General features: G+C 33.6%; 34 protein-coding genes and 1 riboswitch. Of the genes, 2 read left to right on the top strand and 32 right to left on the bottom strand.

The genetic code is table 11. The annotated features are described in order from the left end of the window. Positions 1-33: 33 nt before the first annotated feature. On the bottom strand, positions 34-582 hold the full coding sequence (locus tag RT412_RS05350) for a DUF3793 family protein (RefSeq protein ID WP_313342402.1): 549 nt from the start codon (positions 580-582) through the stop codon (positions 34-36). A 5-nt stretch (positions 583-587) separates the two neighbouring features. Beyond that, positions 588-884: a DUF2325 domain-containing protein gene (locus RT412_RS05345; RefSeq protein ID WP_313342405.1), complete on the bottom strand. Its 297-nt coding sequence runs from the start codon at positions 882-884 to the stop codon at positions 588-590. 384 nt (positions 885-1,268) lie between these two features. Between RT412_RS05345 and RT412_RS05340 the strand changes: the two genes are divergently transcribed. Beyond that, positions 1,269-1,511 carry a helix-turn-helix transcriptional regulator gene (locus RT412_RS05340; RefSeq protein WP_313342408.1) on the top strand — a complete coding sequence of 81 codons (243 nt, stop codon included), beginning with the start codon at positions 1,269-1,271 and terminating at the stop codon, positions 1,509-1,511. A 133-nt stretch (positions 1,512-1,644) separates the two neighbouring features. On the opposite strand, the gene RT412_RS05335 is transcribed toward RT412_RS05340, so the two are convergent. From RT412_RS05335 to RT412_RS05325, 3 genes are read right to left on the bottom strand one after another with little or no spacing between them, the layout of a single operon-like run. Next, entirely contained in the window at positions 1,645-1,905 is a 261-nt protein-coding gene (locus RT412_RS05335) for a YaaL family protein (protein ID WP_313370176.1), read from the bottom strand. 55 nt (positions 1,906-1,960) lie between these two features. Beyond that, the gene (locus RT412_RS05330) at positions 1,961-2,767 is read right to left on the bottom strand and encodes an EFR1 family ferrodoxin (protein ID WP_313342413.1); all 807 of its coding nucleotides are present in this window, start codon (positions 2,765-2,767) and stop codon (positions 1,961-1,963) included. Between the two features lie 21 nt (positions 2,768-2,788). After that, positions 2,789-3,289: a GNAT family protein gene (locus tag RT412_RS05325; protein WP_313342415.1), complete on the bottom strand. Its 501-nt coding sequence runs from the start codon at positions 3,287-3,289 to the stop codon at positions 2,789-2,791. A gap of 115 nt (positions 3,290-3,404) precedes the next feature. Between RT412_RS05325 and RT412_RS05320 the strand changes: the two genes are divergently transcribed. Beyond that, positions 3,405-3,620: a hypothetical protein gene (locus tag RT412_RS05320; protein WP_313342418.1), complete on the top strand. Its 216-nt coding sequence runs from the start codon at positions 3,405-3,407 to the stop codon at positions 3,618-3,620. A 93-nt stretch (positions 3,621-3,713) separates the two neighbouring features. Here RT412_RS05320 and RT412_RS05315 read toward each other — a convergent pair whose 3' ends face one another. The 27 genes from RT412_RS05315 to RT412_RS05185 form a co-directional block, all read right to left on the bottom strand. Next, the gene (locus tag RT412_RS05315; protein WP_313342420.1) at positions 3,714-4,595 is read right to left on the bottom strand and encodes an NAD-dependent epimerase/dehydratase family protein; all 882 of its coding nucleotides are present in this window, start codon (positions 4,593-4,595) and stop codon (positions 3,714-3,716) included. 61 nt (positions 4,596-4,656) lie between these two features. Beyond that, positions 4,657-5,166, bottom strand: coding sequence for an N-acetyltransferase family protein (locus RT412_RS05310; protein ID WP_313342423.1), 510 nt, complete (start codon positions 5,164-5,166; stop codon positions 4,657-4,659). 9 nt (positions 5,167-5,175) lie between these two features. Then, positions 5,176-5,469 carry a PQ-loop domain-containing transporter gene (locus RT412_RS05305; RefSeq protein ID WP_313342426.1) on the bottom strand — a complete coding sequence of 98 codons (294 nt, stop codon included), beginning with the start codon at positions 5,467-5,469 and terminating at the stop codon, positions 5,176-5,178. A 44-nt stretch (positions 5,470-5,513) separates the two neighbouring features. Continuing rightward, positions 5,514-6,032 carry a GNAT family N-acetyltransferase gene (locus RT412_RS05300; protein ID WP_313342429.1) on the bottom strand — a complete coding sequence of 173 codons (519 nt, stop codon included), beginning with the start codon at positions 6,030-6,032 and terminating at the stop codon, positions 5,514-5,516. Positions 6,033-6,075: 43 nt separating this feature from the next. Continuing rightward, positions 6,076-6,738: an HD domain-containing protein gene (locus tag RT412_RS05295; RefSeq protein ID WP_313342432.1), complete on the bottom strand. Its 663-nt coding sequence runs from the start codon at positions 6,736-6,738 to the stop codon at positions 6,076-6,078. A gap of 27 nt (positions 6,739-6,765) precedes the next feature. Continuing rightward, positions 6,766-7,131, bottom strand: coding sequence for a DUF4180 domain-containing protein (locus RT412_RS05290; RefSeq protein WP_313342435.1), 366 nt, complete (start codon positions 7,129-7,131; stop codon positions 6,766-6,768). An 88-nt stretch (positions 7,132-7,219) separates the two neighbouring features. After that, entirely contained in the window at positions 7,220-7,741 is a 522-nt protein-coding gene (locus RT412_RS05285; protein WP_313413112.1) for a GNAT family protein, read from the bottom strand. 51 nt (positions 7,742-7,792) lie between these two features. Further along, positions 7,793-8,278: a DUF5680 domain-containing protein gene (locus tag RT412_RS05280; protein ID WP_313342440.1), complete on the bottom strand. Its 486-nt coding sequence runs from the start codon at positions 8,276-8,278 to the stop codon at positions 7,793-7,795. Positions 8,279-8,357: 79 nt separating this feature from the next. Next, on the bottom strand, positions 8,358-9,542 hold the full coding sequence (locus RT412_RS05275) for a cation:proton antiporter (protein WP_313342443.1): 1,185 nt from the start codon (positions 9,540-9,542) through the stop codon (positions 8,358-8,360). A 52-nt stretch (positions 9,543-9,594) separates the two neighbouring features. Next, a riboswitch (Fluoride riboswitch) is annotated at positions 9,595-9,652 on the bottom strand. Positions 9,653-9,683: 31 nt separating this feature from the next. Next, positions 9,684-10,133, bottom strand: a complete 450-nt coding sequence (locus tag RT412_RS05270; RefSeq protein WP_313342446.1) for a PqqD family peptide modification chaperone — start codon at positions 10,131-10,133, stop codon at positions 9,684-9,686. Then, positions 10,133-12,058 carry an OPT family oligopeptide transporter gene (locus tag RT412_RS05265; RefSeq protein WP_313342448.1) on the bottom strand — a complete coding sequence of 642 codons (1,926 nt, stop codon included), beginning with the start codon at positions 12,056-12,058 and terminating at the stop codon, positions 10,133-10,135. The genes RT412_RS05270 and RT412_RS05265 overlap by 1 nt, the downstream gene beginning before the upstream one ends. Positions 12,059-12,079: 21 nt before the next feature. Then, a complete protein-coding gene (locus tag RT412_RS05260; RefSeq protein ID WP_398439023.1) occupies positions 12,080-13,516 on the bottom strand; it encodes an aminoacyl-histidine dipeptidase in 1,437 nt (478 codons plus the stop codon). A 235-nt stretch (positions 13,517-13,751) separates the two neighbouring features. After that, positions 13,752-14,321, bottom strand: a complete 570-nt coding sequence (locus RT412_RS05255; protein ID WP_313342452.1) for a flavodoxin family protein — start codon at positions 14,319-14,321, stop codon at positions 13,752-13,754. Positions 14,322-14,401: 80 nt separating this feature from the next. Continuing rightward, on the bottom strand, positions 14,402-14,956 hold the full coding sequence (locus tag RT412_RS05250; RefSeq protein WP_313342455.1) for an AAA family ATPase: 555 nt from the start codon (positions 14,954-14,956) through the stop codon (positions 14,402-14,404). 18 nt (positions 14,957-14,974) lie between these two features. Next, positions 14,975-15,430, bottom strand: coding sequence for a hypothetical protein (locus RT412_RS05245; RefSeq protein WP_313371062.1), 456 nt, complete (start codon positions 15,428-15,430; stop codon positions 14,975-14,977). Positions 15,431-15,646: 216 nt separating this feature from the next. Beyond that, positions 15,647-16,924: a serine--tRNA ligase gene (gene serS, locus RT412_RS05240; protein ID WP_313342460.1), complete on the bottom strand. Its 1,278-nt coding sequence runs from the start codon at positions 16,922-16,924 to the stop codon at positions 15,647-15,649. 310 nt (positions 16,925-17,234) lie between these two features. Next, positions 17,235-18,620: a DUF2812 domain-containing protein gene (locus RT412_RS05235; RefSeq protein ID WP_313342463.1), complete on the bottom strand. Its 1,386-nt coding sequence runs from the start codon at positions 18,618-18,620 to the stop codon at positions 17,235-17,237. Beyond that, positions 18,604-18,939, bottom strand: coding sequence for a PadR family transcriptional regulator (locus tag RT412_RS05230; protein WP_313342465.1), 336 nt, complete (start codon positions 18,937-18,939; stop codon positions 18,604-18,606). The genes RT412_RS05235 and RT412_RS05230 overlap by 17 nt, the downstream gene beginning before the upstream one ends. A gap of 175 nt (positions 18,940-19,114) precedes the next feature. Further along, complete coding sequence (locus tag RT412_RS05225) at positions 19,115-20,026, bottom strand: hypothetical protein (protein ID WP_313342467.1); 912 nt, start codon at positions 20,024-20,026, stop codon at positions 19,115-19,117. A gap of 108 nt (positions 20,027-20,134) precedes the next feature. Continuing rightward, on the bottom strand, positions 20,135-20,731 hold the full coding sequence (gene recR, locus RT412_RS05220; RefSeq protein ID WP_313342469.1) for a recombination mediator RecR: 597 nt from the start codon (positions 20,729-20,731) through the stop codon (positions 20,135-20,137). Continuing rightward, entirely contained in the window at positions 20,731-21,081 is a 351-nt protein-coding gene (locus RT412_RS05215; RefSeq protein WP_313342472.1) for a YbaB/EbfC family nucleoid-associated protein, read from the bottom strand. The genes recR and RT412_RS05215 overlap by 1 nt, the downstream gene beginning before the upstream one ends. Position 21,082: 1 nt before the next feature. Further along, on the bottom strand, positions 21,083-22,780 hold the full coding sequence (gene dnaX, locus RT412_RS05210) for a DNA polymerase III subunit gamma/tau (protein ID WP_313342473.1): 1,698 nt from the start codon (positions 22,778-22,780) through the stop codon (positions 21,083-21,085). Between the two features lie 397 nt (positions 22,781-23,177). Continuing rightward, positions 23,178-23,621, bottom strand: a complete 444-nt coding sequence (locus RT412_RS05205) for a hypothetical protein (protein WP_313342474.1) — start codon at positions 23,619-23,621, stop codon at positions 23,178-23,180. A 111-nt stretch (positions 23,622-23,732) separates the two neighbouring features. Then, positions 23,733-24,326, bottom strand: coding sequence for a M23 family metallopeptidase (locus RT412_RS05200; protein ID WP_313342477.1), 594 nt, complete (start codon positions 24,324-24,326; stop codon positions 23,733-23,735). Further along, positions 24,319-24,759 (bottom strand): phage holin family protein, encoded by a 441-nt coding sequence (locus RT412_RS05195; protein WP_313342480.1) that lies wholly within the window; start codon positions 24,757-24,759, stop codon positions 24,319-24,321. Before RT412_RS05195 ends, RT412_RS05200 begins: the two co-directional genes overlap by 8 nt. A 116-nt stretch (positions 24,760-24,875) precedes the next feature. Then, positions 24,876-25,031, bottom strand: coding sequence for a hypothetical protein (locus RT412_RS05190; protein ID WP_313342483.1), 156 nt, complete (start codon positions 25,029-25,031; stop codon positions 24,876-24,878). 1 nt (position 25,032) lies between these two features. Continuing rightward, positions 25,033-25,392 carry a hypothetical protein gene (locus RT412_RS05185; protein ID WP_313342486.1) on the bottom strand — a complete coding sequence of 120 codons (360 nt, stop codon included), beginning with the start codon at positions 25,390-25,392 and terminating at the stop codon, positions 25,033-25,035. Positions 25,393-25,412: the final 20 nt, after the last annotated feature.

The following is a 25,412-nucleotide window of genomic DNA, read 5'->3' as shown; positions in this document are numbered from 1 at the left end:
ACTCCTTTTTTTCTATACTATTAATATATTATTTTAAACAGCAACTGTAAGCTGCATAATAGACCTGCCTCCGGCAAATAATTTCATGTATACTTTTCTGCACTTATTATATCGTTCAAACAATTTTACCGCACTGCATTCATCGCTGTAAACTTTCCAAAAACCTGAACATTTACTGTTCTTTCCGCCATTCTCAATAAAACCGACAACATCCTCCAAAGGATATCCCAGAAATACTCCGATTTCATGAGGAAAACTATCGCTGTATACAAAGCGTTGCTTTAAACGCTCTATACAATATGTAACAGAATTGCAGTTATATCCATATGATGCAAGGAAATCTGAAACACCTTTACCTTGCAATTCCTTTTGAAGCCTGTTTTTACGATAAACAAGTATAACGGCACGTTTATTGTTGTTTTGCAATACATCCAAGAAAACATCCTTATTATTCATCTCATGATTAGCTTTACATAAATATGAATTTAATTCAGATACAGAATCAACAGTACAGCTGAACAGATTTGCAGTTTTTAATCCCGCCAGGGTTGGAGAGCAATGTTCAATCAAAAAATGTTCCATTACAACTACGCCTCCACAGGTTTTAAAATATGTTCTTCTAATATGTTGCATAAAGCAGTTGCACTGCTTGAATGAATTCGTGCAATAGGTATGTTGTTACGTTTTGCTTCTCCAACCGCACTTATTATCATTTTATGAGATACTGTATTTGTAAAAAGAACCATAAGATCCGGAAATCCGATTTTTTTCTTGAGCGCCCCATTCTCTTTAGTAAATACCTTAACTTTACATCCGTAATTTTTACAAATACCTTCATACTGACATACCATTCTTTCATTACCGCCAATAATCACAATGCTCAAGATATCACCTCGCTTTGTTTGTTTGGTTATGGTTAGTTTCAACTAACCAAGGCTTATTTTTAATAAGCAGAATAATTAAATTGCCCGTTTCTGCATACAGTTAGCTTTAACTAACTGTATGCAGAATATCATAAATATATTACTTTGTCAAGTATAGTTATTTTAATTTTATATATAAACTGTCATTTTATCCGATATAAAATTTATATATCAAATCTTACAATAACTTATATTTATTCATTTTATTATAAATATGTGCAAATTTTGTATTGTTTTATTAATTTTTTTGGATAATTTATTAAAATATACGTCATAACGTATACGCATTGACGACTACATGATAAAATAAATTTATATTTTTAATTTTCAAAGTAGGTGCCAAAAATGAGTGTTAAGGAAGCAGTTTTAAAAAGAATTAATGAAATTTGTAACGAAAGAGGAATAGCTGTCAACAAGCTTGCAAATTTATCAGGCATAACACCGTCAACAGTATATAGTGTTTTTGACATAGAGAGAAAAGATATTGGAATTGTTCTAATTAAAAAAATTTGTGATGGACTTGAAATAACATTACAGGATTTTTTTACTTCAGAAATTTTTGATAGCTTAGAACAAGAGCTGATATAAGCAGACGACCCAAATTTTACATTTGGTGTCGGTCGCTTATCCTGAGCGAATGTGATAGGATAAATAATGCTTATCAATATTCTGATAGATTGTTGAAAAAAGGGTGTAAACAATAAATTTACACCCTTAACATTTAATTAGTACTTTCACTTGTACCTTCACTTTTTATTTTCCGAAGCAAATAAACATATTTCTTTTCTGCGGCTTCTATATTATATATGGCATAATCCACTAAATCCGGCTCACTAACATTTTCAAATATGTTTTTGGCTTCTTCCCATTCTTTTTTTGCATTTTCTAAACTAACATATAAGTCTTTTTTATCATCAACATCCTTTTGTACTTTAAATAAATCCAATATACCTTTTACTTCTTTACTCGATACGCCGCTCATGGAAAAACCTCCTATCTATACTATTATAGACATTGAGCTTCCTTTTTATTCATGGTTATATAAATATTTCCGGCTCTTTCCTTGTATAAAATTCTATTTCTAATTCATGCTTATGGTTTAGATAATTTTCATCATCAAAATACTTTGCCCCAATAGGACACTTTTTAATACATGCACAACATTTGATACATATCCCTATCATTTTTGCCACATCATCATAATCAATACTTCCCATAGGACAAATCTCTGCACATAGCTTGCAATCAATACAGTCTTGGTTTGTTTTAGGAATTACTTTTCTTATATCAACAGGATTACCATACTTGTCTTTTGGTCTGTAATAATCTCTATAAGGCTTAATCCCTGAAACCTTTATTGTGCTGAAATTTCTTTCAATTAATTTATTATATACTTGGACGGCAAAATCTCTCGCAAATGCAATATCTAAGTTATCCGGTCTTTCATTTGCAAGAATCTTTGAAAATGAATGCTCTCCTATAAATGCTCCACCTGCTATAACTTTAAATCCATTATCGGTAAGTATATCGCTTAATTCTATTAATGCATCATCATAATTTCTATTGCCGTAAACTACTACAGCAACAGCCAAAGCCCCATTACCTTTAACAGTTTTTAAATACCTCACTAAAACATTGGGGACTCTTCCTGCTATAACAGGTACACCAAAAACAACAAGATTATCACTGTTGAATGACTGACCAATCTGCCTGTTTTTAATATTGGTAAAATCAATATTCGTAATGTCCTGTTTCTTAAATTCATTTTTTATAGTATCTGCAATGTTTTTTACAATTTTTTTGGTTGTTCCTGTTGGACTGAAATACATTGCATAAATGTTCATATTTTACCTCTCATATAGATTTTAATTTAAACCTTTATATTCACTTCTCAGTATGGAATAAACTTTTTGATCTAAAAATCCTCTTTCAGATTTGTAATTTTGTCTTAACACTCCATCACAATGAAGTCCTACATTTTCATAAAGTTTAATTCCAACAACATTGTCCGGATACACATCAAGCCAAAACTTATTAAAATTTAAATCTTCAAAAGTACATTTTATCAATGCCGTTAATACTTCCTTCCCATATCCTTTGCCTTTAACAGTAACTGCAATCCTTCTCAACTCAAATCTTTCCGATTTATAATCCAGATGATTTAGGGCAAACCCAACCGTTAAATTATCTTCTTTCCTTTTAAATATCAGCAGCAAATAATCCTTGTCCAAAATTTCTCTTAAATGCTGTTCATATGTACCTTGCCATATAAAATTACGATTTTCCTCATGATTTTCTATTTCCATTATGTCATTTATATCTTCTTCTTTAGCCTCAATTAAGTTTAAATTAGTAGTTTCTATCATATTTTCCCCCATTCAATTTGATAATTTCATTATACATAGAATTTTTACAGCTTTCAACTTAAAGAATAAATCATCACACATATGGAAAAAATATTTGCACAAAGGAGGCAATATTATGAGCAAAGGTAATGGAAGAAAAAGTAATACAGGCAAAGGAAATGATATGGATAAGTTCGATGGTGCCTGCAATGGTATAACCAATGACTCTAATCAATTATATCCTAATACGTACCCAAGAAAGCCAAGCGCACTTGAAAGTAAAGCAGGAAATTTCAAATATACCAACCCTACAAACAAAGACATCAAAGAATTTAAAAACAAAATAAAATAAAACATTTATACTAACGCACAAAGTAAATCACATGCAATATTGCATGTGATTTACTTTAAACAGATCTTATTTCTCTTCGTGTTCAACTTTCCTTTAGCAATTAAAATTATTCGTTAATACTGTTTCAATATAATAATTTATTAACTCATATATCCAATCTTTTAGATTACTGAACTTGAATCCTAATTTTTCCGCTTTATTTATATTTATACTATATTCCGGCTCACAATTATAAGGTGACTTTTCACCACTTTCCGATAAAACAGGTTCTTTACCGGTTTTTTCAGTAACGTACTCTAATATTTCTCTTATTGATATAGATCCATAGGAGCTTCCGTTAATAGGACCTGAATAATCTTTATCAGCAAGAAAAGCCATAAATGTACCGGCTTCATCTGATCGGATAAATCCCATCTGGCAATCAATATTATCTATATACATTGGTATTTCTTTTATAACATGCTCTACATAAAAAAATAACCTTTTCGTATAATCGTCTTTTCCAATAACAAAGGGATATCTGACAGCAATTGCATTTATATAATTGTAATTCTGCCATAATGCACACTCTGCCTGTCTTTTAGCTTCATCATACGGAAAATCCGTTCTTGAACACCAGTTAAGTTTCTTATCTATTGGTTGAAACGCTTCTTCTATTGTATCCCAACGTTTTTCATAAACTGAAGTGCTGGACATTATAATATATTTATTGCAATTTATAACATCTAATATGTATTTCACATCATTTGAACAATAGGCAAGTTTATCATATACTATATCAAAAAATTTACCTGATAATAATTTTTTCACACTATCAAAATCTGTCCTGTCAAAAACAATTCGTGAAACCTTGTCGCCATAGCTGTCTTTTGTAATACCTCTCGTTGCAATTGTTACATTATGTCCCTGCGCCAACAGCTCTTTGACGAGATAAATTCCGAAGTATCTTGTGCCACCTATTACCAAAATGTTCATAAACATTACCTCAAATTATATAAATATTTTATCTCACATTTAAATCATTACCACTAATACCTCAATCTCTTATCCCAATTACTTTACTTCTTCTTTCCATAAGGACAACATCATGCCATATGCCATTTTCCATCTTTCCAAGCTTTTCTCTTATTCCAACCACTCTAAAACCACATTTTTTATGTAATTCTATACTTGCAGTATTTTCTCTAATAATTCCGGATTGTAATGTCCAAAAACCATTTTTCTCTGCAACTACTATAAGTTTATTTAATAATCCTGTTCCTACGCCGTGTCCACTATATTGTTTCTTTATATAAATACTTACTTCAGCTACACCAGAATAAACAAGTCGTTTTGAAGTAGGGCTAAGAGCTGCCCATCCTAATATCTCATTATTTAAAATTGCAACTAATCTACATGAGTTGATATGATCTTGATTCCACTTCTCCCAAGATGGTAAATCAAATTCACTTTGAAAAGTTGCTATTCCTGTTTTTATTCCCTCTAAATAAATATTTTTTACTTGCTCCCAATCAGATGATTTCATTTCTTTAATTTCAAATTTCATAATTATCCTCTAATTTTCTGCATCAATTCTATTCTGTTTGTTCCCGTATTTCAGAATTAAAAACACCATAATCGCTGAAGCAATAAGGGAGACAGTATTTGTTATAAGAAAAGCTCCTCCGCTACCGTTTAATACAAGATTTATAGCATATATCTCCATTAACAGAATTCCGGTAAGCATCATACTGAATGTTTTTAAATTTAAATCTTTAGCAGATTTTGTCCTTATTATTTGAATAATCTGAGGTATTTGTCCAAAGGACATAATTGCTCCCCCGATAAGTTGTAAAGCATCAAAAAACATACTATTCCTCCCTAATGCTAATTAATGTTACATGATTTATTAACTTAAAGTGTAATCCAATATCTTTGAAAAATTTCGCCATCATTTATATCTTCAGAATCAAGAATACCACCGTTATTAGTTATTGTTTTAGATGAGCCGATATTACTTTTAGAACAGGTTATCAATACCTTTGACAATCCTATTTTTTCACATTCTTTTAAGCCGAGTGACAGCATCATTGTAGCATAACCTCTTTTTCTTTCGCTTGGTCTTACTCCATAACCAATATGTCCGCCTCGATATGCTAATGCTTCATTTAGTCTATGTCTTATATCTATGGCTCCAATTAATTTATTATCATTCACTAACCAAAAAGTTGAACTTTCAACAAACCCATCAGGCAATCCAACCCCATTACTCCAACCGTTCAATTTCTCCACCATTAGGTTAAAATCGGTACTATCAAGATTTAATGTCCACGGAATCAGTTCTTCCCCTGACCTTTTCCATTCAGAAAGCATATCTAAATATTCATCCTTATAACTAATACAAGGTTTTATTAATATAATGTTCTGCTCCATATAGCTACCTCCATCATAGAATTTCATTTAATATAATATATTTTTAAAGCTCTGTCTTCAATTGTTTGAAAAAATCATCCATGAATTTAATTCTTTCTTTACCGATTTCTTTTGCTTTATCAGTATATAATTTGTCGGGTATCTTCTTCAGCTTTACTTCATATTCAATTAATGCCGAATGCTTGGACCAGTTTTTAATCCTTCCGTTTTCTGAAGTGTTAGAGCTAAGATAGTCATCTATAGAATTGTTTAATGCTAAGCTTTGTCCACATTGACCTGATAACATAAATGTTCTGGCAACACCTACAGTCCCAATTGCATCAAGCTTGTCCGCATCAAAAAGTATTTTTGCTTCTATTGTCTTCGGTTCATTCCCGGTTCTAAATCTGTGTGATGATATACAATGAGCAATTTTTTCTATTTTCTTATCGTCATAGTCAATATTCTTCAATATTTCTTTTGCCATATGACTGCCCAAGACAGCATGGTCAACAGTTCCAGAATTATCTTTATTTTCTTCAACCCTTGCTATATCATGCAAAAGAGCAGCCGGTATAAGTACTTCCATATCAACATCTTTTTCAAATTCGGCTATTCTTAAACATAACTTATACACTCTAATTACATGATCTAAATTATGTACAGAGCATGTTAATTTCTCCTGAACAATTTCTAAAATTTTCTTGTGCTTATTTTCCGTATTCAATATTACCTCCATAATAATTCTCTGATTTTACACCGTGCTCAGTTTTTCGATCGCTTGATTTTCATTAGGAAAAAAGAATATATCTTTTCTGCTGTTACATTCATATATAAAATCTCTCAAGCTCTTGCTTTCATAAACAGAAAAATCTCCTACAATAGCTATTTTCATTTGATAATTGATATATTTCTGTAATATATCACCGGCCAATTTTGTGCTTAAGTTAAAAAACTCTTCAGATATTACGGATTTGTTTAGCATCATACGGTCACAATCAGTTTCATATCGTACGGTAGCCATTAAATCTAAAGCTGAATCAACATCCTTTATCAAAATTTCATCGCTTTTAACATTAGCAATTTCTACATTATTTATATTTATAACATCTATCTCCATAATTTACTCCCTTTTTTTCTATTTAAAATTCTTCTTTCAGTAAGTTAAATATATATTGTTCATCCCTGATTTAACTATACTCATTTAGTTAGTCTATAACTTTCTCAAAAAGTAAACTGTCTATCCACTTGTCACCTTGAAAAATATATTGATTATATCTTCCAACAAATTGAAACCCATTTTTTATTAGTACAATCTGTGACCCGATATTATACGGTGATGTTCCTGCTTCAATTCTATGAAGCTTATGGTTCTGCTCTGCCTCTCTTAATACAAGCTTTACAGAAGCGGTGGCATAACCCTTTCCTTGATATATTTCTCCAATCCTGTATCCCAACTCAGACTTTCTAAGTGGTTCTTGAATAATATCCGTAAGATTTACCCTTCCAACAATATTATTATCTTTATTAATCACTAAATACATATAGATAAGTCCTTTGTCTTGCTCACAAACCAATTCCTTTATAATCTGTGCAAAAGAATCATACTGATAATATGAATCAGCTCTTGCTAACCCAATGCTTTTAAAATACTCTTTGTTTTCCTTTTCAAACACAAATAATTCATCTGTATCCATTCGCGTTAAAAGTTTTATTTTAATGGAATCCACAGCTTCACTCTCCCTCATTAAATACTTTCAACAGTCATGTTAATTTTCCTGCTATTTTTTCTTTAATCTGCCTGCAGTCATTTGTTGTGCCACCAACAAGCTCATACAATAAAAATTCTCTATTTGTAATAATGAGCTTACGTCACCTTGAAAAAAGGTTTCATATTTAAATATCTCATTTTCATAAGTATAATCTGAAAATAAATTATCCTGACAATTCAATAAATGATTCCCTCTTGCTTCTTTTAGAAATTTATAGATTTCCCCGGATGATACCTTTGCATCCTGATTTACGTATCCTACATAATCACATGACCAAACAGGAGTATTACCGCCTTTTTCATATACATACTCTACACCGCTATAAGGATTAACACCCCTGTAAGAGTCCGTAAATATCAAATCATCTATTTCTATTTTGAAATCCCAATCATACAGTTCAGATTTAACATATGAATTATATGAAGGACTCTTTTTTACATAACATTCATATCTGCCTTTTATTAATGCTTTTACTAGTTTATCCTCAGAAATCATAGCAATACCTCTCATTTATATCTTATCATAGACCATTCTCAAAATGTACAAGTTAATTTCATTAATTTTAATACATATACTAATTTTTTTCCACTAATAATTTTTCTGCCGAATAATGAATTCCGATTGCACCTAACGGTGCAGTGATTAGTATAGACAGCACTGCAATAGCCAGAATTATATCTCCCGACTCTACTCCCAGTGATAATGGAACTGCTCCCATTGCTGCTTGAACAGTAGCCTTAGGCAAATATGCAATAATACAAAATAATCTTTCTTTCCAATTGTATTTTGTGCCTAATAAAGAAATTATTACCCCTATACTTCGTCCTGCTAAACCTATTAATATTATGATAATACCCATTCCACCCGCTTTTAATGCTATATTTACATCTACCAGTGCTCCTACTAATACAAACAGTAAAACTTCTGCTAATATCCATATTTTATTGAACTTATTGGATAACCTTTTTCCTACATCCGGTAATTTTTCAATAATAATAAATCCAATCGTCATTACTCCCAACAGCGAGGCAATTTGTAGCTTTGTCTTTAATGCACTTTCTAATTGATTAAGTAATATGGAAAATCCAAGTATTAATAACACCTTTTTTGTATCACGGATGCTGTATCTTTTAAAAATTTTTATCAGAACAAGTCCGATAATTACTCCGGCGATAATACCTAATAAAATTGATACCGGAATGTTTAATAATTGTATACCTATGTTAACATTGGAACCACTATATAATCCTAAAAAGACGCTGAATATTGTAATGGCAAAAACATCATCAATGGATGCACCTGCCAATATCAAAGCAGGTATTCCTTTTTTTGTACCAATGTTATTTTCTATTAATTCGAGCATAGACGGTACTACAACAGCAGGCGAAACGGCAGCAATAATAAAACCTAACATTCCCCCTTGACTAAATGTAAATCCTAAAAAATGTACTGAGGCAAAAGCAATAAATAAACCCTCTGTTAACCCGGGTATACAGCTCATCTTTAGCGCGGTAATACCAATCTTTTTCAGATCCTCCTTGTTAATTCCGAATCCTGCTCTTAACAAAATAATAATCAAGGCAATGCTTCTCAAGTCTGCTGATATTTTAAGCATATCCTCTTGGAGTAAATTAAAACCATACGGTCCTACAAGAACACCCAATATTAACATTCCTATTAACCCCGGTAATTTTAATTTCTCAAATACTTTTCTTGCCGGTAATCCTAATAATAAAATTACTGCTAAACTTGCAGCCATAAAATCACTCCTTTATTAGTCATAAAAAAACCCCTACAGGAATACTATTATTGTTCCTGTAGGAGTCATTAGCAACTGCGATTATGGTGAACTCCATCACCCTTTATTTAATTTTACTAATAGATTATAGTATAGGATATATCATATGTCAATGTTTTTTAACTTTCCCGAACGGACATAATTAAGTCCGTCCAAAGAATTTATTTCTTCACGTTTTTTTACACTTTTATATTTAATCCAGCCCTGTTTTGATATATATTTAATGAATTCTATGAGCCGTCTAAGATCTTCTTTAAACTCTTCTTTATTATGATTTTGAATTTTTGCTATTTCATATATGGATCTCTCTCCATCTATCAAAAGCCATACCGAAGTACACATATTATCAAACAACATATCTTTTTTTGGTTCTTTTTTTAATATATAACCCACAAATTTTGTAATTGGATTATTAATCTTAAAATTTAATAACACCTTTCCATCAACAATATGCCAGTCATTATGTGTTATCTCCGGCACATATAGAACAAAATTGTATTCATCCTTACCCTGTTTGTATTCAATATCATTAAACCTATTTTTTTTACCCATTAGCCATTCCTTCTAACTCTGCATGAATAATTGTATAGCCAAGCGGCAAGAACTGCAAATATTCCCATACTTATTAAATTTCTTAATGGCTCGTTTGTTATGACACCCGAAAGTATGTCAATACTAACATTAAGTGCAGCAAAAACTCCGATTATTATACCGGTAATAGCATCTCCTGCCACAAGACCCGAAGCAATTAATGTACCTCTTTCTACTGCATTGTCTTTGTCTATTTCATTTGCATTAAATCTTAATTCAACGAATTTTCGAATAAGACCCCCAAAAAATATAGCGCTGTTTAATGTAATAGGAAGGTAAATTCCTAAGGCAACTGCCAATATGGGAAGTCCTGCAAGTGCGCAAAACAATGCTATTACGGCTCCTATAATTACAAGCGTCCAGGGAAGTTTGCCAGTCATTATACCTTCTACGATTAACCTCATAAGTGTTGCTTGGGGAGCAGTAACCTGTTCTGATCCTATGCCATAAGCACTATGTAACAGAAGAACCGTAGCACCTGCCATAAATGATGCAACAGCTAAAGAAATGAACATACCATGTTGTATTTTCTTCGGACTGCCGCCTATGATATACGTTGCCTTTAATGATTGAGCTACTCCGCCGCCCACTGCTATGGCAACACATACTATGCCTGCAGCTAAAAGAACAACTCTCATTCCTTCAGTTCCGGCTGCCCCCATAGCTTTATATACAGAAGCTATAATAAGAAGTGTTGCAATGGTCATACCTGAAACAGGATTATTGCTTGCCCCGATTACTCCAACCATTCTGGCAGATACTACGGCAAAGAAAAACGAGAAAAATACCACAAGGATTGCCCCTACCGGACCTACTTTTATGGAAGGTACAAACCATGTAAGAAAAAAACCAAAAATAGCTGCGGCCAAAACCCATACAATAGGTGCTTCTTCATTTATCCTGTCTTTAGCTTTACCACCCTTGCCAAATCCGCCCATTGCCTCTTTAAAAGATGATATAATAGTAGGAAGAGATTTAGCTAAAGATATGAAACCTCCCATAGCTACAGCACCTGCTCCTATGTATTTAATATAGTTAGACCAGATCTCAGTGGCTGACATTTCAGAAATCAGCATAGAAGATGGAAATATAGGTGTCTGAGCATATGTGCCAAAAAATTTTATTAGTGGAATAAATCCAAGCCACGCCACCACAGAACCTGCAAACATTAGTATCGAAGTGCCTGTTCCAACTATAAACCCAACTCCTAAAAGTGACGCTAATGTATCAATACCTATCATAGTTCCTTGATAAGCTACGATGGTATATGTAGCTGTTTCATTCCATAAACCTAATCCGCCGGATAATACCTTGTATCCGAGTCCGGCACCAAGACCTTTTAAGACAGATTTAAACCCCTGCCCACCTTGATTTGAATTTACTAAGACCTCAGCTTGAGCCATTGATTCAGGATATATCAAATTGCCATGTTCCTGCACAATGAGATATTTTCTTACGGGAGTTATAAAATATACACCCATAATTCCGCCAATAACAGTTACCAAAGCAACTGTAATAAGCGAAAGATTGAAGCCAATCAGAATAATGGCAGGCAAAACAAATATGATGCCGCCGGCAATGGATTCTCCAACGGCTGCAAGTGAAGCCACATAGTTAGCTTCTAATATGCTGTTTCTCCTAAATATTGATTTTAACAGCCCTGTTGCAAGAATCGCACCGGGTATGCCGGCAGATATGGTAAGTCCTACCTTAAGCCCAAGATACGTATTAGCCGCAGCAAATACAACAGCAAATAAAATACCCATAATTATTGAATAACCCGTTGCTTCAGGCATTACTTCAGTTGTTGGTATAAATGGAATATAATCTTCTCCCCTTATTCCGCCATATGCCTGCTTAGATAATCTTTTTGAATCGTTTGTCATGTCAAAACCCTCCTATAGCAGCTATTTTAAATCTTCAAGCAATTTAATAAGAAATTTCCAAACCCTCTCTACAGATGAAATACTTAAATGTTCTTTCTCTGTATGTACATCATATAAATTCGGACCAAAACTTATCATATCTGTATTCGGTAAAATTTCTTTTAACAGACCACATTCAAGTCCTGCATGTATAGCACTTACTACTGCCTCTTTACCAAATAGTTCCCCATATACTTTAACAGCTTTCTCACGAATTTTTGAATTCTGGTCAAACTGCCATGCGGGATATGAACCTTTTTCTTCTGTCTTTGCATTAGTTCTTCTTGCAATTATTGAAAGAACACTTATAATTTCTCTTAAGGAACTGTCAGAAGCCGAGCGCACAGATGTTGTTATCACAATATTATTATCTTTTTCTTCAATGACAGCATTATTTAAGCTTGCCTGAACTAAGCCGTCAATGTCTTTAGACATATAATAAACACCATCCGGAACCATCATCATGTAATCTATCAATTCATCGTTTAATTTTTTCGTGTAAACATCTTTTATCTTTATTTCCTCAACTTCTATTGTCAAGCCGTTATCTTCCACACGATACTCTTCTTTAAAATTAATAACCTGCTTATCAATGCATTCCTTTGCCATATTTAAGTCATCGGCCAAAATAGTTGCCTTTGCCTCACTTGGTATGGCATTATGCTTTGTGCCGCCTTGGATTTCAGATAGCCTTATATCAGCATTGTTATTACACTCTGATAATATTCTTCCCATAAGCTTGATTGCATTTGCTCTCTGCTTAATGATTTCCATGCCCGAGTGTCCGCCTCTTAATCCGGAAATCTTTATTTTTAGTCCATTTCCGCTTTTCTTTTGTTTTTCAAGCTTAAATGTAGTCAACATATTCGCTCCGCCTGCACAACTGACCAAAAACACCCCTTCTTCTTCAGAATCTATATTTAAAAGAATCTTACCGGATATATGCTCGTTTGATAATGCATGCACTCCATCCATACCTGTTTCCTCGCTGGTGGTTACCAACACCTCTATAGGAGGATGTTTTATGTCTTTGGAATCCAATACTGCGAGACCATATGCAACAGCAATACCATTATCTCCACCTAAGGTAGTGTTGTCAGCTCTCATTATGTCTCCCTCTACAATCATTTCGATTGGATCCTTTTTAAAATCATGATTGCTGCCTTTTCCTTTTATACAAACCATATCCATATGTCCTTGGATAATTACAGTGTCGCTTTTTTCATATCCCTTCGTTGCCGGTTTTTTTATGATAACATTAAAAACTTCATCCTGATATACTTCTAAGTTTCTTTCTCTTGCAAAGCTTACAAGGAAATCACTAACTCCTTTTTCTTCACCTGAACATCTTGGAATCTGATTCAATTCATAAAACCAATGAAAAACTTTTTCTGGTTGTATATTTTTTAAATCCATAATCCTTACCTCAATATTTTACATAAATTTTTGTAGAATGTAATTATTATTTCCTTTAACTAACATTCTATCCAAATGAACTTATGTCAGAAAATTATATAAAAACATAAAAAAACAGAAGAATTATAATGTTGTATCATAATTTCTTCTGTCTTTAAAAATTAATTAACTAATAAAGTTGCAAATAATCTGACATATTTATTTTATAATTCACATAATTTGGTTTTGAAGATTATCCTCAACTTATTCTTATTATTTTTTCAGCGAAAATACTAAGCTTATTCTTAACTTCTTGTGATTCGATTAAATCTCCTTTTATAGAGCTTTTATTATATTCTCTTGAGGAAAGCAAAGCTACTTCAGGATGAAATTCTCTGTTAGTAAAACAGTGGAGAGCTTCATGAAGTGCCATATCTCCGCCAAATGAAAGGTTCCCAATTATTATCAAATTTATTTTTCTCAGAAATGAATTTTCATAAACTTCATTATTTTTAAATATTGATTGTGCTCTTTCCCAAAATTCAAAATATGAAGATGCCAAATGTCCGCTGAAGGTTGGAATTGCAAATATTATCTTTTCTGCTTTTAAACATTTATCATATATTTTAGGAATATCATCTTCTATGCAACAAGCTCCGTCTGCAAAGCATTGATAATCACAATTTCCGCATCCATTAATTTCATAATCAAATGTATTTATTGCTTTAACTTCATATCCGCTTTTACATATTTCACTTAAACAATATTCTGTGCACCTTGCACAGTTACCATGTTTTCTCGAACTGAAAATAATTCCCAACACTTTCATCTTGCCCTCCATATTTTTATAAATATATTATCATTGAAAAATTTCCGGTAATTTCTGCAGTTATACATATATGAACCATACTATCCTGAGATTAACTTATCAATTTGTAAAAGAATCTGATATGGTGACAGAGTTCCGTCAACAGTTACTGTTTTACACGTCAGTTTTTCCATCCACTGCATATGTAATACCCTGCTTCTTTGTTCAAGTCCTCCGGTATCATATGTTTTTGCCCATTCGATAAACGCAGTATGATTATCATACATGTCACCACCCGGCAGTATGCGATTTCCAAATTTATTTAATTCACGCTCTTCCAAGCGTTTTATACGTACATCCATAGGTGTATCTATAAATATAACAAGGTCAAACAATGGAATAAAAATATCACCCCATCCGTCTCCTCTTCCGCACAAAGAACCGCTTATCACACACTTTTCGTTTTTATTAATATCATTATTCAGCAATCTTTGACGTTCATTACGATTTCTCTTTGTCGTATATGGTGGATCCGTAGGAACCCAGAAATAATTATCAGTATCAAGATGTATATGTCCATAGTTTTCATATATTGCCTTTCCGAGGGTAGTGGTTCCGCTGCCTGATGCACCAAATATATGTATGATATTTACCATTGATGGAGTTCTCCTATTCTACTTTATTGATATAACTACAAATGCTTTTATAGTGTGTTTATTATTATAGTTATCGAAGAAATAATAGTCTATTGGCTTTATTTCAACCTGTCTGAAATTTGAATATAAATCTTCCAGTTCGCCAATTGTAGAATAATGATGAGGTATATTTTCTTCACCTTCAACATTAATAATAAAAGTATCTTTTTCTATTTCTAGACCCCTGCCATAATGTTCATCATCTATTGAAACGTAATCAATTACTACTATCCCATTAGGCTTTAATCCCACTTCAAACGCATTCATCTCAGGTGTATAGACCTTAATGTCCGCATCCGGCACACGCATGGTTTCAAGTGCATGCTGTTCATTAATCTCTTTCACCTCGCCATAAAAGCCCTCCTGACCGATATAGCCGTATCCGGGAATACTCAGCATTAATAAACATGTCAAAGTGCACAATACTTTCATCATTATTAAATACCTTTCATCACAAAATATTTTCCTTATGCGAAATTCATTGAAAATTATTTTATTTATATAAATAATGTTTTTATAGTGGTTTATATATCATACCACAATATTACATAAAATTCCAATATGTTTGTAATTGAAATTCTTCATTTTTCATGATTGGTTTTTATTAATTTATTTAAAAATCCCCCGCCTTCATATCGGCGGGAGATACTTTTATTTCATAATCTTCATTCCACCCATGTATGGCTGAAGTGCTGCAGGTATATTTACAGTGCCGTCTTCATTAAGATTGTTTTCTAAAAATGCTATAAGCATTCTCGGAGGAGCCACGACAGTGTTGTTCAATGTATGAGCAAAGTACTTGCCATCTTCTCCGGCAACGCGGATTTTTAAACGCCTTGCCTGAGCATCTCCCAGATTGGAGCAGCTTCCAACCTCGAAATATTTTTTCTGTCTCGGAGACCATGCTTCAACGTCCACTGATTTTACCTTCAAATCTGCTAAGTCTCCCGAACAGCATTCAAGAGTTCTCACAGGTATGTCCAGTGAGCGGAACAAATCAACCGTATTCTGCCACAGCTTCTCATACCACATCATACTGTCCTCGGGCTTACATACAACAATCATTTCCTGCTTTTCAAACTGGTGTATCCTGTAAACTCCTCTTTCCTCAAGTCCGTGAGCTCCCTTTTCCTTTCTGAAGCACGGAGAGTAGCTTGTAAGTGTATGCGGCAGCGATTCTTCTGTTAGTATTGTATCTATAAACTTACCGATCATTGAATGCTCGCTGGTTCCGATTAGGTACAAATCCTCTCCCTCAATTTTGTACATCATAGCATCCATTTCCGCAAAGCTCATCACTCCGGTTACAACCTCGCTTCGAATCATGAAAGGAGGAACACAGTATGTAAAGCCTCTGTCTATCATGAAATCTCTCGCATATGATATAACTGCCGAGTGCAGCCTCGCAATATCTCCCATAAGGTAGTAGAAGCCGTTGCCTGCTACCTTTCTGGCACTTTCCAAATCAATTCCGCTGAACCTTTCCATCAGGTCAATGTGGTACGGAATTTCAAAATCCGGAACTACAGGCTCTCCATAGCGCTGAACCTCAACATTTTCACTGTCATCCTTGCCTAAAGGAACACTTGGATCAATTATGTTCGGAATTGTCATCATTACTTTCTTGATTTTTTCCTCGAGCTCACCTTCTCTTGCTTCAAGAGCTGCAAGTCTCTCTGATTCCTCTGTAACCTTTTTCTTTAATTCCTCGGCCTCTTCTTTTTTGCCCTTTGCCATCAAGCCGCCGATTTCTTTTGATATTTTGTTTCTGTCCGCTCTCAATGAATCTGCCTGCTGCTTTATTTCTCTGTTTTCAATGTCCAAGGCAATCACTTCATCGACTAATGGAATCTTACTGTCCTGAAATTTATTTTTGATATTTTGCTTCACTATTTCAGGGTTTTCCCTTACAAATTTTAAATCTAACATATGCCCTCCAATTATAAATAAAATAAAAAATCCTTCATCCATATAATAAATAATTATAATGGGACGAAAGATTCCGCGTTGCCACCCAAATTGCCGGTTTCCCGACCACTCGAAAGTAAATTAAAGATTACCATCCTCCGACTCATCGCCGGCAGCTCCTAAAGTGGAAGGACTGCGTCTTTCACCGATTTGCACCAGACACCGGCTCTCTTCTGAAATACAGCAATCGTAACTTTAATCATAGCTGAAATACTCATTTTTGTTTATTATACAATATTTTAAATATATTGCAAGCTTTTTTTAATTATCATTAAATCTGCAGCTTTTCTTTAATAACTTCTACTTGTTTTGCTGTTGCAGGTTTTTCCATGTCCAGTACAATAATCTTATTATCAAAAAGTAAGATATACTCACCTGTAGGGTTATTATCATAATACCGCTGATACGCTTCTACAGTTTCGAAGACTTTGTTATCAACAGGTTCAAAGCTGGTGTTGTCTCTCCACTCCGGTATTTCAAGCAAATGCTCCTTTGAAAACTTATAAACGAAATCAAATTGAGTCTCTAAAATCTCATATTCTATCTCCGGCGGAGAATTTTTCGCCGGGAGAGAATCCTGACTGTAAACTTTTTTCGAGAGGAATAATGTACTGTCTTTCTTTTCTTCATAAGAATAATAGTCATAGTCAATTTCGCCGTACAAATCCTCACACCTAAGTGGAATGTTGTCACTGTATAATTTATACTCGCGGTTATGTGCTGCGTTAACAGGCCATAAAACAGTCCGATATTCCGAGCCATTATCCGTATTAAATCCAAATTTCAAAATGAGCATCATGATGAATGCAATATAAGCAAAGCTGACAATTGTAAGCATTGTGACAGATATTATCTTATTTTTTGCAGCCGATACCTTTTTCCTTTTCAGATATCTAATTGATGCCCAAAATACAAATGTCAGAATTGGCATCTGTACAATGAAAAGCAAGACAACCCAGCCCATTTCAAAAGCCATATAAAACAAAACGTACCCTGCAAATGCGAAAATAAAAGTTGTAAAAATTATATCGACAATTTTATGAACCATATTGCTGCTCTCAGCGCATCCCCCACCATTTGCAATTGACCTCTCCGAACGTTTACACCATGCAAAGTAATCAAGCAGGGAATACATCGCATAGATTGTCGCCATTAAGAACATAGAAATAGGAAATAGACGCCTTGTATCTGACAAAAAATCTATGGGATCCCGTTGAAAGGAGTTAAATTGCAAAACCATATTTAACGCAAGGATTAATATGGTCATGAACATAGACGGAATAAAACTCTTTTTCATACATCTTTTTATATTATTAAATTTCTCTTTCTCATCTGTCTCGAATGGTATGGGGTTGTCAGCTTCGCTGCAAAATATTTGCATTTGATTTAATTGAGTCACAAAATTCCAACCGGCAGCCTTTGCATAATCAAAATATGTTTGCTGATTATCGGTTATGCCCGGATTAAAAACAGACCCCTCGGAAAAATATGTCACTGTATATTTTAATTTCTTCGGCTCTCCTCTTCTGAATGTCCATAAAAGGGACCCGCATTCTTCAAGAAAAAGACCCTTAGCTGCTAACTTCTCCAATTTATTTTCCGTATCTTCATAACGGTCAAATCTAAAATTTATTATTCTTTTAGTTGCACCCTTCATTGCTGCCACCACCTTTTACCAACGATTCATAATCTTTCTTTAATGTATTCAATCGCTCATATTCCTTTTCAAGCATTTCCGTACCAAACTTTGTTATAACATAGCTTTTCTTTCGGTTTTCTATCTTGGTCTCAATAATAATTTTTTCTTTTACAAAGTTATCTAATAAGCTGTACAAGGTTCCGGGTCCGATAATAACTCTACCGTTTGTCAGCTCTTCTACCTTTTTCATAATATCAACGCCACAACTCTCATGGTTTAAACAAATGAGTATATAAAACATTTGCTCTGTTAAGGTTTGATATTTTTCCCGTGCCATCCAATCACCTCACAAACATCGATAATCGATATTACATATCTATAGGGTAACATCGATTATCGATACTGTCAAGAATAAAAAGACAGACCTATATTTTAAGTCTGCATGCAGTTTGTCTCTAATTCAACGAACCAAAGGGTTATTTCAATGATGTACACGGTTCCCAAGGAAGATATTATCTATAATTCGGTACATTTAAAACCTTCCCATTTTTTGTTATCTCTGTGATACTGCCGTTTGACCATTCCGGTCTGCGGAAAACAGGTTCTCCGTTATTATCCACTTCATTGCGTAAAACTACGTACTTATAATTAATACTATATTTATCTTGTATATTTGCATAAACTGTTAATACTTCATTAGTACTTAGCTCAACTTCATCAATGATATCTGCGTTTATAAAATTAGTTACATTACGTTCATTACTAAATTCTGATATGTCAATTTCATCTTCTCTTAATGTGCTTCCATTTATATCATATACAATACTCACCTTCTCAGGCATAGTATCATTTGTATTAGTAATTCTAAGTTCGATCTTACCACCCTTGTATATATGTTTACCATTACTATACCGTGTACTTCCATTATAAGATCCTTCTAATTGTAATAGAAATTTATTATATAAATCATAATATTCATCTAAACTTTCTGTTTTTTGAATTTCATTCTGACTGATAACTACTTTTGGTTGAAATGCTTCAAAAATATCTACATCAATAGTTGTTTCAAAAGATGTCACCTTTTTATTCAATATAAAGCTTTCATCATTTAACTGAATGTTTACCGTAATTCCTTCTGAGTATTCTTTAGGAACAATGGTAAACTTAACCGGTACTGTTAAATTATCCTTATTTAAGCTTTCGCCAAATTCTATTTTATAACTATCCAGCAAACTGCTCTGTTTTTCAAGAATAGAATCAATATTAGAATAAATATTCGATATTTCACTATTATTCCTATTTATGCCTGACACAATTTGCAGATAATAATTATCCATTGACCTTTCAAGATTATTTATTTTAAATATGTTAAATATATTTATTATTATTAATGCTATTATTATATAATTTGAATACTTTTTCATTTTTCCCCCTTATTATCAAGAGAATTTATTTAGTAACATAAAACCAAAACCAGAAGAATATTCCGTAGAATGTTACCCTCCTGGTTTATATGAACCTTTTAGTATGCTTTACATCTCTCTTCTGCCTTCCATTGCACGCATCAGGGTTACCTCGTCTGCGTATTCTATGTCGCCGCCTACAGGTATACCGTGGGCTATACGCGTTGTCTTGATATCCATTGGCTTTATGAGCCGTGATATGTATACGGCTGTTGCTTCACCTTCAATGGTCGGATTGGTTGCAAGTATTACTTCTGCTACATCTGCATTTAACCTGCTGATTAAGCTTTTTATATTAATTTCATCAGGTCCTATACCGTCAAGGGGTGATATCGTACCGTGGAGAACATGGTATACACCTTTATATTCTTTAGTTCGTTCCATTGCAGATATATCTCGTACATCCTCCACTACACAGATAGTAGAATGGTCGCGTTTAAAGCTGCCGCAGATGCTGCAAATATCCCCTTCTGTTAAATTACCGCAGGTTGTGCAATGCTTCGTATATTTTTTAGCATTTACAATTGCTTTTGCAAGCTCAACCACATCATTACCCTTCATGTCCAAAATATGAAAAGCAAGACGTTGAGCTGACTTCCTTCCTATTCCCGGGAGCTTGGCAAGCTCTTCTATCAATTTAGTTATTGGCGGTGTATATTGCTCCATTAGAATAACCCCGGTATATTTACTCCGCCAGTTACTTTTTTCATTTCATTTTCCATCATTTCATCCGCTTTTCTGAATGCTTCGTTGACAGCAGCAACTATCATATCTTCAAGCATTTCAACATCATCCTTATCTACAACTTCCGGATCTATTTTAACTTGTAACAAATCTTTTTTACCTGTTACCTTAACCATAACAGCCCCGCCGCCTGAAGTAGCTTCAACCTCTTTTTGTTCAAGTTCCTTTTGCATATCTTCCATTTGTTTCTGCATTTTCTGAACCTGTTTCATCATATTGTTCATATTTCCGCCTCCGGACATTCCCATCGGCATACGTCTACCTTTACTCATTTCAATCCTCCTGCTTAAATTCAACTATATCACCAAATTCATTTTTCAAATCTTCATATATATCTTCGATGTTTTTCTTTGGTTTCATAGGTTTTTCTTCTTTTTCTTTTTTTATTATAAATTCAATTTCACATTCATCATTTAAAAAGCCTTGTAAAACTTCTTTAAATTTCTGCTTGTTTTTAGGTTGATTTGCCGCATTAATGTGAAAAGTGAATTTCGGATCAAATTCAAATATTGCTTTCTTGTTTATAACCTCAGTTAATTTTGATTCTCTGATAATTGCCTGAAGTCCCGCATTTTCACTTCTTATTTGCTTAAGTATATTCTGCCATCCATTTATTATTGCATTATAAATTGCTTCATCGCTTTTATTTTCATATGATTTTATCGGTACTTGATCTTCAGCATCCTGTTGATTTTCATCCTGCTTAACACTTTTGAACGATTCCTCTTGTTTTCTCGGTTCCGCAAAAGACGGCTTTGGCTCTGTATATGCTTGTTTTTTTATGGGTGCCTTTATCGCTGCAGTACTTGTATTAAAGCTACCGCTTTTTATATTATTTTCAAGCTCCTGAATTCTATCTATAAGCGCTTCAATACTTGTGTCGTTTATAGAATGTAAAAGCTTTATGAGCTTTGTTTCTAAAAGTACTCTTGGATTTAATGACCTTTTGCATTCTAATTGAGTAATAGACAGCTCTTCTATAAATTTAACTATTGCATCAACAGATACTTTATCACTTAAACCTTTTAGTTCATCAGCTTCATCTTCAGATATACGTATTAAATTATCTGATGAATTAGTTGTTTTAATTATCAGTAAATTTCTAAATGCAACTATTAATTCATCAAGAAAAAATGAAATTTCCTTGCCGGAATTTAATATGTCATCAACCAATATCATGGTACTTTTTATATCTCTGTTTATAATTAATTCAGCTGCCTCAAGCACTACCTGATAATTCACTGTACCCAACAAATTGATTACTGTTTCATAATCTATTATTTCTTCATTAAAGGACATACATCTATCGAGTATACTTTGAGCATCTCTCATTGCACCTTCTGAATTTGCAGCTATCAGCTTTAATGCTTTTTCTTCATATTTAATGCCTAATTCATTGCATATTTTAATCATATTGTCTACAATTACCGAGGATTTAATTCTTTTTAAGTCAAATCTTTGGCATCTTGACAAAATTGTAGCCGGTATTTTTTGGGGCTCTGTAGTAGCAAGTATAAATAATAAATGCTCAGGCGGCTCCTCCAAGGTTTTAAGAAGTGCATTAAAAGCACCTTTTGAAAGCATGTGAACCTCGTCTATTATGTATACCTTGTACTTGCTCTTAACAGGCATGAATTTAACCTTGTCTCTCAGCTCACGTATGTCATCAACGCCATTGTTCGAAGCAGCATCCATTTCAATAACATCCATGTTTGTTTCATCCAATATGCTTTTGCATATTTCACATTCGTTGCACGGATTACCGTCATGATTGTTAGTACAATTTACTGCTCTTGAGAATATCTTTGCAGTCGATGTTTTTCCTGTTCCTCTGATGCCGCTGAAAAGATAGGCATGGGCAATATTGTCCGTTAATATCTGATTTTTCAACGTCTTAGTAACGTGCTCCTGACCTAACACATCATCAAATATTTGGGGACGAAATTTTCTGTATATGGCTTGATGAGACATTCTTAACCACCTGCCCTCATGGTATTTTTTTTTAATTATAGCACAAATGAACGATGGTTGCAATTATTATACTAAAATATGTGTACAATATGAAAAATGAGCAATTATCAAGTTTTTAAGATTTTGTCTATAGAATAGAAATACATCAAAATGCAAATAAAACGAAATAAATTTTTGACGTTTTTTTGACGGGTATAAAGTCACACTCTTTCGGTACAAGCATATAATACAGACAGAACTGACAACAGTTCGTGAGCAGCCACCTCCTACGAACATACTTGAATCGTTACATGAGCTGACTGGATATGTAACACAATAACAAGGCAGTAAACGGTACCTTTTATAGGTAGTCCGGCTGCCCTGAATTTTATATTTTTACTTTAATACAAATATCTTATTAAGCTATATTGTAGATAGCATAAAATACGAAATTTGTAATAACTGCGCCTGGTTTTCCCGGTATGCCAACTTCACCATCAACACTAACATTTAAATATTGAAGAACTGTTTCAGATACATCTCCAGTTTTATAAGTTACAAATCCCAACGCTGTTCTGTGTTCGTTTGGTATACATTCTTCTGGCAATATATTGAAAAAATGAGACCCCTGCTCATTTAATAAATGTCGTGCATTAAAATATATTTCAACCAAATTCGGATTAGTGGTTTTTTTAAACAAAAAAATTCCTTTATACATTCTTGTGTTAAGAACATAGTACTGCCACATACCCGCTTCAATTGACGTTATACCTAATTCATCTTTTCTAACAGAGTTAAAATTTTCTTCCTGAACTTCTTCTTCTATTTCTTCATCATTTATCAATTTAATTATTTTTTTCATTTCTACACCTCATATAATATTTGTAGACAAGCTGTTTATGCCTACATCTCTATCCTATGTTTATACATTCTATTAGTTACACTGTAGAGGAATTAGGGTAAACCCTGTACGCTATTTATCTAAAGCCCCTGCCAACTTTAACAATAAAGTATCCCCATACCTGTAAAATTTAAGATATTGCATCGTATTGTCATCAAGCCCTACTCTCTCTTGAACAATCTTTTCCGCTTCTTGTACGGTCATATCCCTTACGAAATAGCTTACAGGATTGATACACATAATAAACTGACCTGTATAAGTACCTTTAGACCAGAAATACGGATTATTATACGTACAGTTTCTAACTTCAAAATGCAGATGAGCTGCTGTGCTTTCTCCGGTGTTACCCATATGCCCTATAATTTGCCCAGCTTTTACCTTATCTCCTACTTTCAATTCCAGCTTCTGCAGATGTGCATATAAGGTACAATAACCTTCGTGCTCTATAACTATGTAATAACCATAACCTATGTTTTTGTTCCCGCTATCCGCCTTTGACACCTTAACAATACCATCGGCAACAGCATATAGCTCGTCCCCCTCAACTCCGGGAGTTATTGCCCCAAAATCTATACCCGAATGAAATTGAAGTCCGGCAAAATCTCTCTTGCCGAACTCGCTTGTTGTTCTTTGATTTTTTGTAGGATTGTATTTAAACTTAATCATTCTTATCACCTTTTTTACTCTTAAGTATTTCTAAAGCCCTTTTGATTATATCCGGAATTGGCACCCCCATCAGTCCAGCATTTTCTATTATACTGACCGCCTCATTTACAACATAGCCTATGATGACAGTGTCCCTTATCAATTCTGTACCGGACAACAAATCAAGTTGTGTTGCAATAAATACTATGCCAAGTATCATTCCTTTTCTACATAACCCTTTGAATCCGGCTTTACTCTCAAGGGCTCCCATTTCGGATTTTCCGGACTTCTTAAATACTCCTGCAACAATCAATCCTGTTATATAATCGACAGCCATAAATAATACCAATACCCTTAATGCCATGTCCCATCCTCCGAGTGCATTTGCTATTATACTGCCGATTACTCCTACAGCTCCTAATATACTTACTTTTACTGTTGTTACATTTTCCATAATGATTACATCTCCCTTCAAAAAAGAGAGCTTATAAACTCCCTATAATATTATATGCTGTTTGTTTTGCTTGTCTCAAAACTGCGGTACTTGTTGTCATGTCAAGCAGTCTCTTTTTATTCATGCTCATCCTCACTAAAGTGATTTCTTATCTCATCTTTACTTTCATTAGTCAGATTTACATATGTTGACAATATTGTCTCTAAATCTTCATCCCTATCAAGCTTAATTTTAATTCCTGCTATTAAGATTTTCTTTTGTATTGCGGTCATATTATAGAGCATCTCCAATCAAATCTGCCATGGCTTCAGTAAGTATGTCTATATTTTCATTAGCCGTTTGTAGTTCATTTCTAAGTGTATTGTTTTCTACTTTGAGATTTTCAATCTCAAGCAACTCTTCTGTTGCCGTGTTTTGATATTGAATTTGCACCCATTTAAAGATTTGATTAACCTTGTCCCACATCGGGTAATTAACCGACATGTGATTGTCTAATTCGGGCGGTTCTGTGTAATTATCTATGAGAATATAGTTACTGTTTGTAGGGTTATTTTCTATTACGCTCTGTTCAGCTATAGATAGCACCCTTACTACTTGTTTTGATGAACTTTCTAAATTAATAGCTCTTTTCATAATTATTTTCCCTTCTCTTT

This window comes from Sedimentibacter sp. (assembly GCF_032080165.1).
In the GTDB taxonomy this organism is placed as follows: Bacteria; Bacillota; Clostridia; order Tissierellales; family Sedimentibacteraceae; genus Sedimentibacter.
This window is presented reverse-complemented; position numbering and strand designations above follow the sequence as displayed.

Bases quoted from the DNA above. Each gene is read 5' to 3' on its own strand.
- serS (WP_313342460.1), bottom strand. From the start codon at position 16,924: ATGTTAGATTTAAAATTTGTAAGGGAAAACCCTGAAATAGTGAAGCAA.
- recR (WP_313342469.1), bottom strand. From the start codon at position 20,731: ATGGAGCAATATACACCGCCAATAACTAAATTGATAGAAGAGCTTGCC.
- RT412_RS05340 (WP_313342408.1), top strand. From the start codon at position 1,269: ATGAGTGTTAAGGAAGCAGTTTTAAAAAGAATTAATGAAATTTGTAAC.
- RT412_RS05335 (WP_313370176.1), bottom strand. From the start codon at position 1,905: ATGAGCGGCGTATCGAGTAAAGAAGTAAAAGGTATATTGGATTTATTT.
- RT412_RS05310 (WP_313342423.1), bottom strand. From the start codon at position 5,166: ATGAAATTTGAAATTAAAGAAATGAAATCATCTGATTGGGAGCAAGTA.
- RT412_RS05265 (WP_313342448.1), bottom strand. From the start codon at position 12,058: ATGACAAACGATTCAAAAAGATTATCTAAGCAGGCATATGGCGGAATA.
- RT412_RS05325 (WP_313342415.1), bottom strand. From the start codon at position 3,289: ATGATAGAAACTACTAATTTAAACTTAATTGAGGCTAAAGAAGAAGAT.
- RT412_RS05190 (WP_313342483.1), bottom strand. From the start codon at position 25,031: ATGACCGCAATACAAAAGAAAATCTTAATAGCAGGAATTAAAATTAAG.
- RT412_RS05230 (WP_313342465.1), bottom strand. From the start codon at position 18,939: ATGGCACGGGAAAAATATCAAACCTTAACAGAGCAAATGTTTTATATA.
- RT412_RS05315 (WP_313342420.1), bottom strand. From the start codon at position 4,595: ATGAACATTTTGGTAATAGGTGGCACAAGATACTTCGGAATTTATCTC.
- RT412_RS05250 (WP_313342455.1), bottom strand. From the start codon at position 14,956: ATGGTAAATATCATACATATATTTGGTGCATCAGGCAGCGGAACCACT.
- RT412_RS05200 (WP_313342477.1), bottom strand. From the start codon at position 24,326: ATGATTAAGTTTAAATACAATCCTACAAAAAATCAAAGAACAACAAGC.
- RT412_RS05270 (WP_313342446.1), bottom strand. From the start codon at position 10,133: ATGGGTAAAAAAAATAGGTTTAATGATATTGAATACAAACAGGGTAAG.
- RT412_RS05275 (WP_313342443.1), bottom strand. From the start codon at position 9,542: ATGGCTGCAAGTTTAGCAGTAATTTTATTATTAGGATTACCGGCAAGA.
- RT412_RS05225 (WP_313342467.1), bottom strand. From the start codon at position 20,026: ATGAAAAAGTATTCAAATTATATAATAATAGCATTAATAATAATAAAT.
- RT412_RS05185 (WP_313342486.1), bottom strand. From the start codon at position 25,392: ATGAAAAGAGCTATTAATTTAGAAAGTTCATCAAAACAAGTAGTAAGG.
- RT412_RS05350 (WP_313342402.1), bottom strand. From the start codon at position 582: ATGGAACATTTTTTGATTGAACATTGCTCTCCAACCCTGGCGGGATTA.
- RT412_RS05245 (WP_313371062.1), bottom strand. From the start codon at position 15,430: ATGATGAAAGTATTGTGCACTTTGACATGTTTATTAATGCTGAGTATT.
- RT412_RS05280 (WP_313342440.1), bottom strand. From the start codon at position 8,278: ATGATTTCTGAGGATAAACTAGTAAAAGCATTAATAAAAGGCAGATAT.
- dnaX (WP_313342473.1), bottom strand. From the start codon at position 22,780: ATGTCTCATCAAGCCATATACAGAAAATTTCGTCCCCAAATATTTGAT.
- RT412_RS05255 (WP_313342452.1), bottom strand. From the start codon at position 14,321: ATGAAAGTGTTGGGAATTATTTTCAGTTCGAGAAAACATGGTAACTGT.
- RT412_RS05330 (WP_313342413.1), bottom strand. From the start codon at position 2,767: ATGAACATTTATGCAATGTATTTCAGTCCAACAGGAACAACCAAAAAA.
- RT412_RS05235 (WP_313342463.1), bottom strand. From the start codon at position 18,620: ATGAAGGGTGCAACTAAAAGAATAATAAATTTTAGATTTGACCGTTAT.
- RT412_RS05195 (WP_313342480.1), bottom strand. From the start codon at position 24,759: ATGGAAAATGTAACAACAGTAAAAGTAAGTATATTAGGAGCTGTAGGA.
- RT412_RS05300 (WP_313342429.1), bottom strand. From the start codon at position 6,032: ATGGAGCAGAACATTATATTAATAAAACCTTGTATTAGTTATAAGGAT.
- RT412_RS05205 (WP_313342474.1), bottom strand. From the start codon at position 23,621: ATGAAAAAAATAATTAAATTGATAAATGATGAAGAAATAGAAGAAGAA.
- RT412_RS05215 (WP_313342472.1), bottom strand. From the start codon at position 21,081: ATGAGTAAAGGTAGACGTATGCCGATGGGAATGTCCGGAGGCGGAAAT.
- RT412_RS05320 (WP_313342418.1), top strand. From the start codon at position 3,405: ATGAGCAAAGGTAATGGAAGAAAAAGTAATACAGGCAAAGGAAATGAT.
- RT412_RS05290 (WP_313342435.1), bottom strand. From the start codon at position 7,131: ATGGAGATAGATGTTATAAATATAAATAATGTAGAAATTGCTAATGTT.
- RT412_RS05305 (WP_313342426.1), bottom strand. From the start codon at position 5,469: ATGTTTTTTGATGCTTTACAACTTATCGGGGGAGCAATTATGTCCTTT.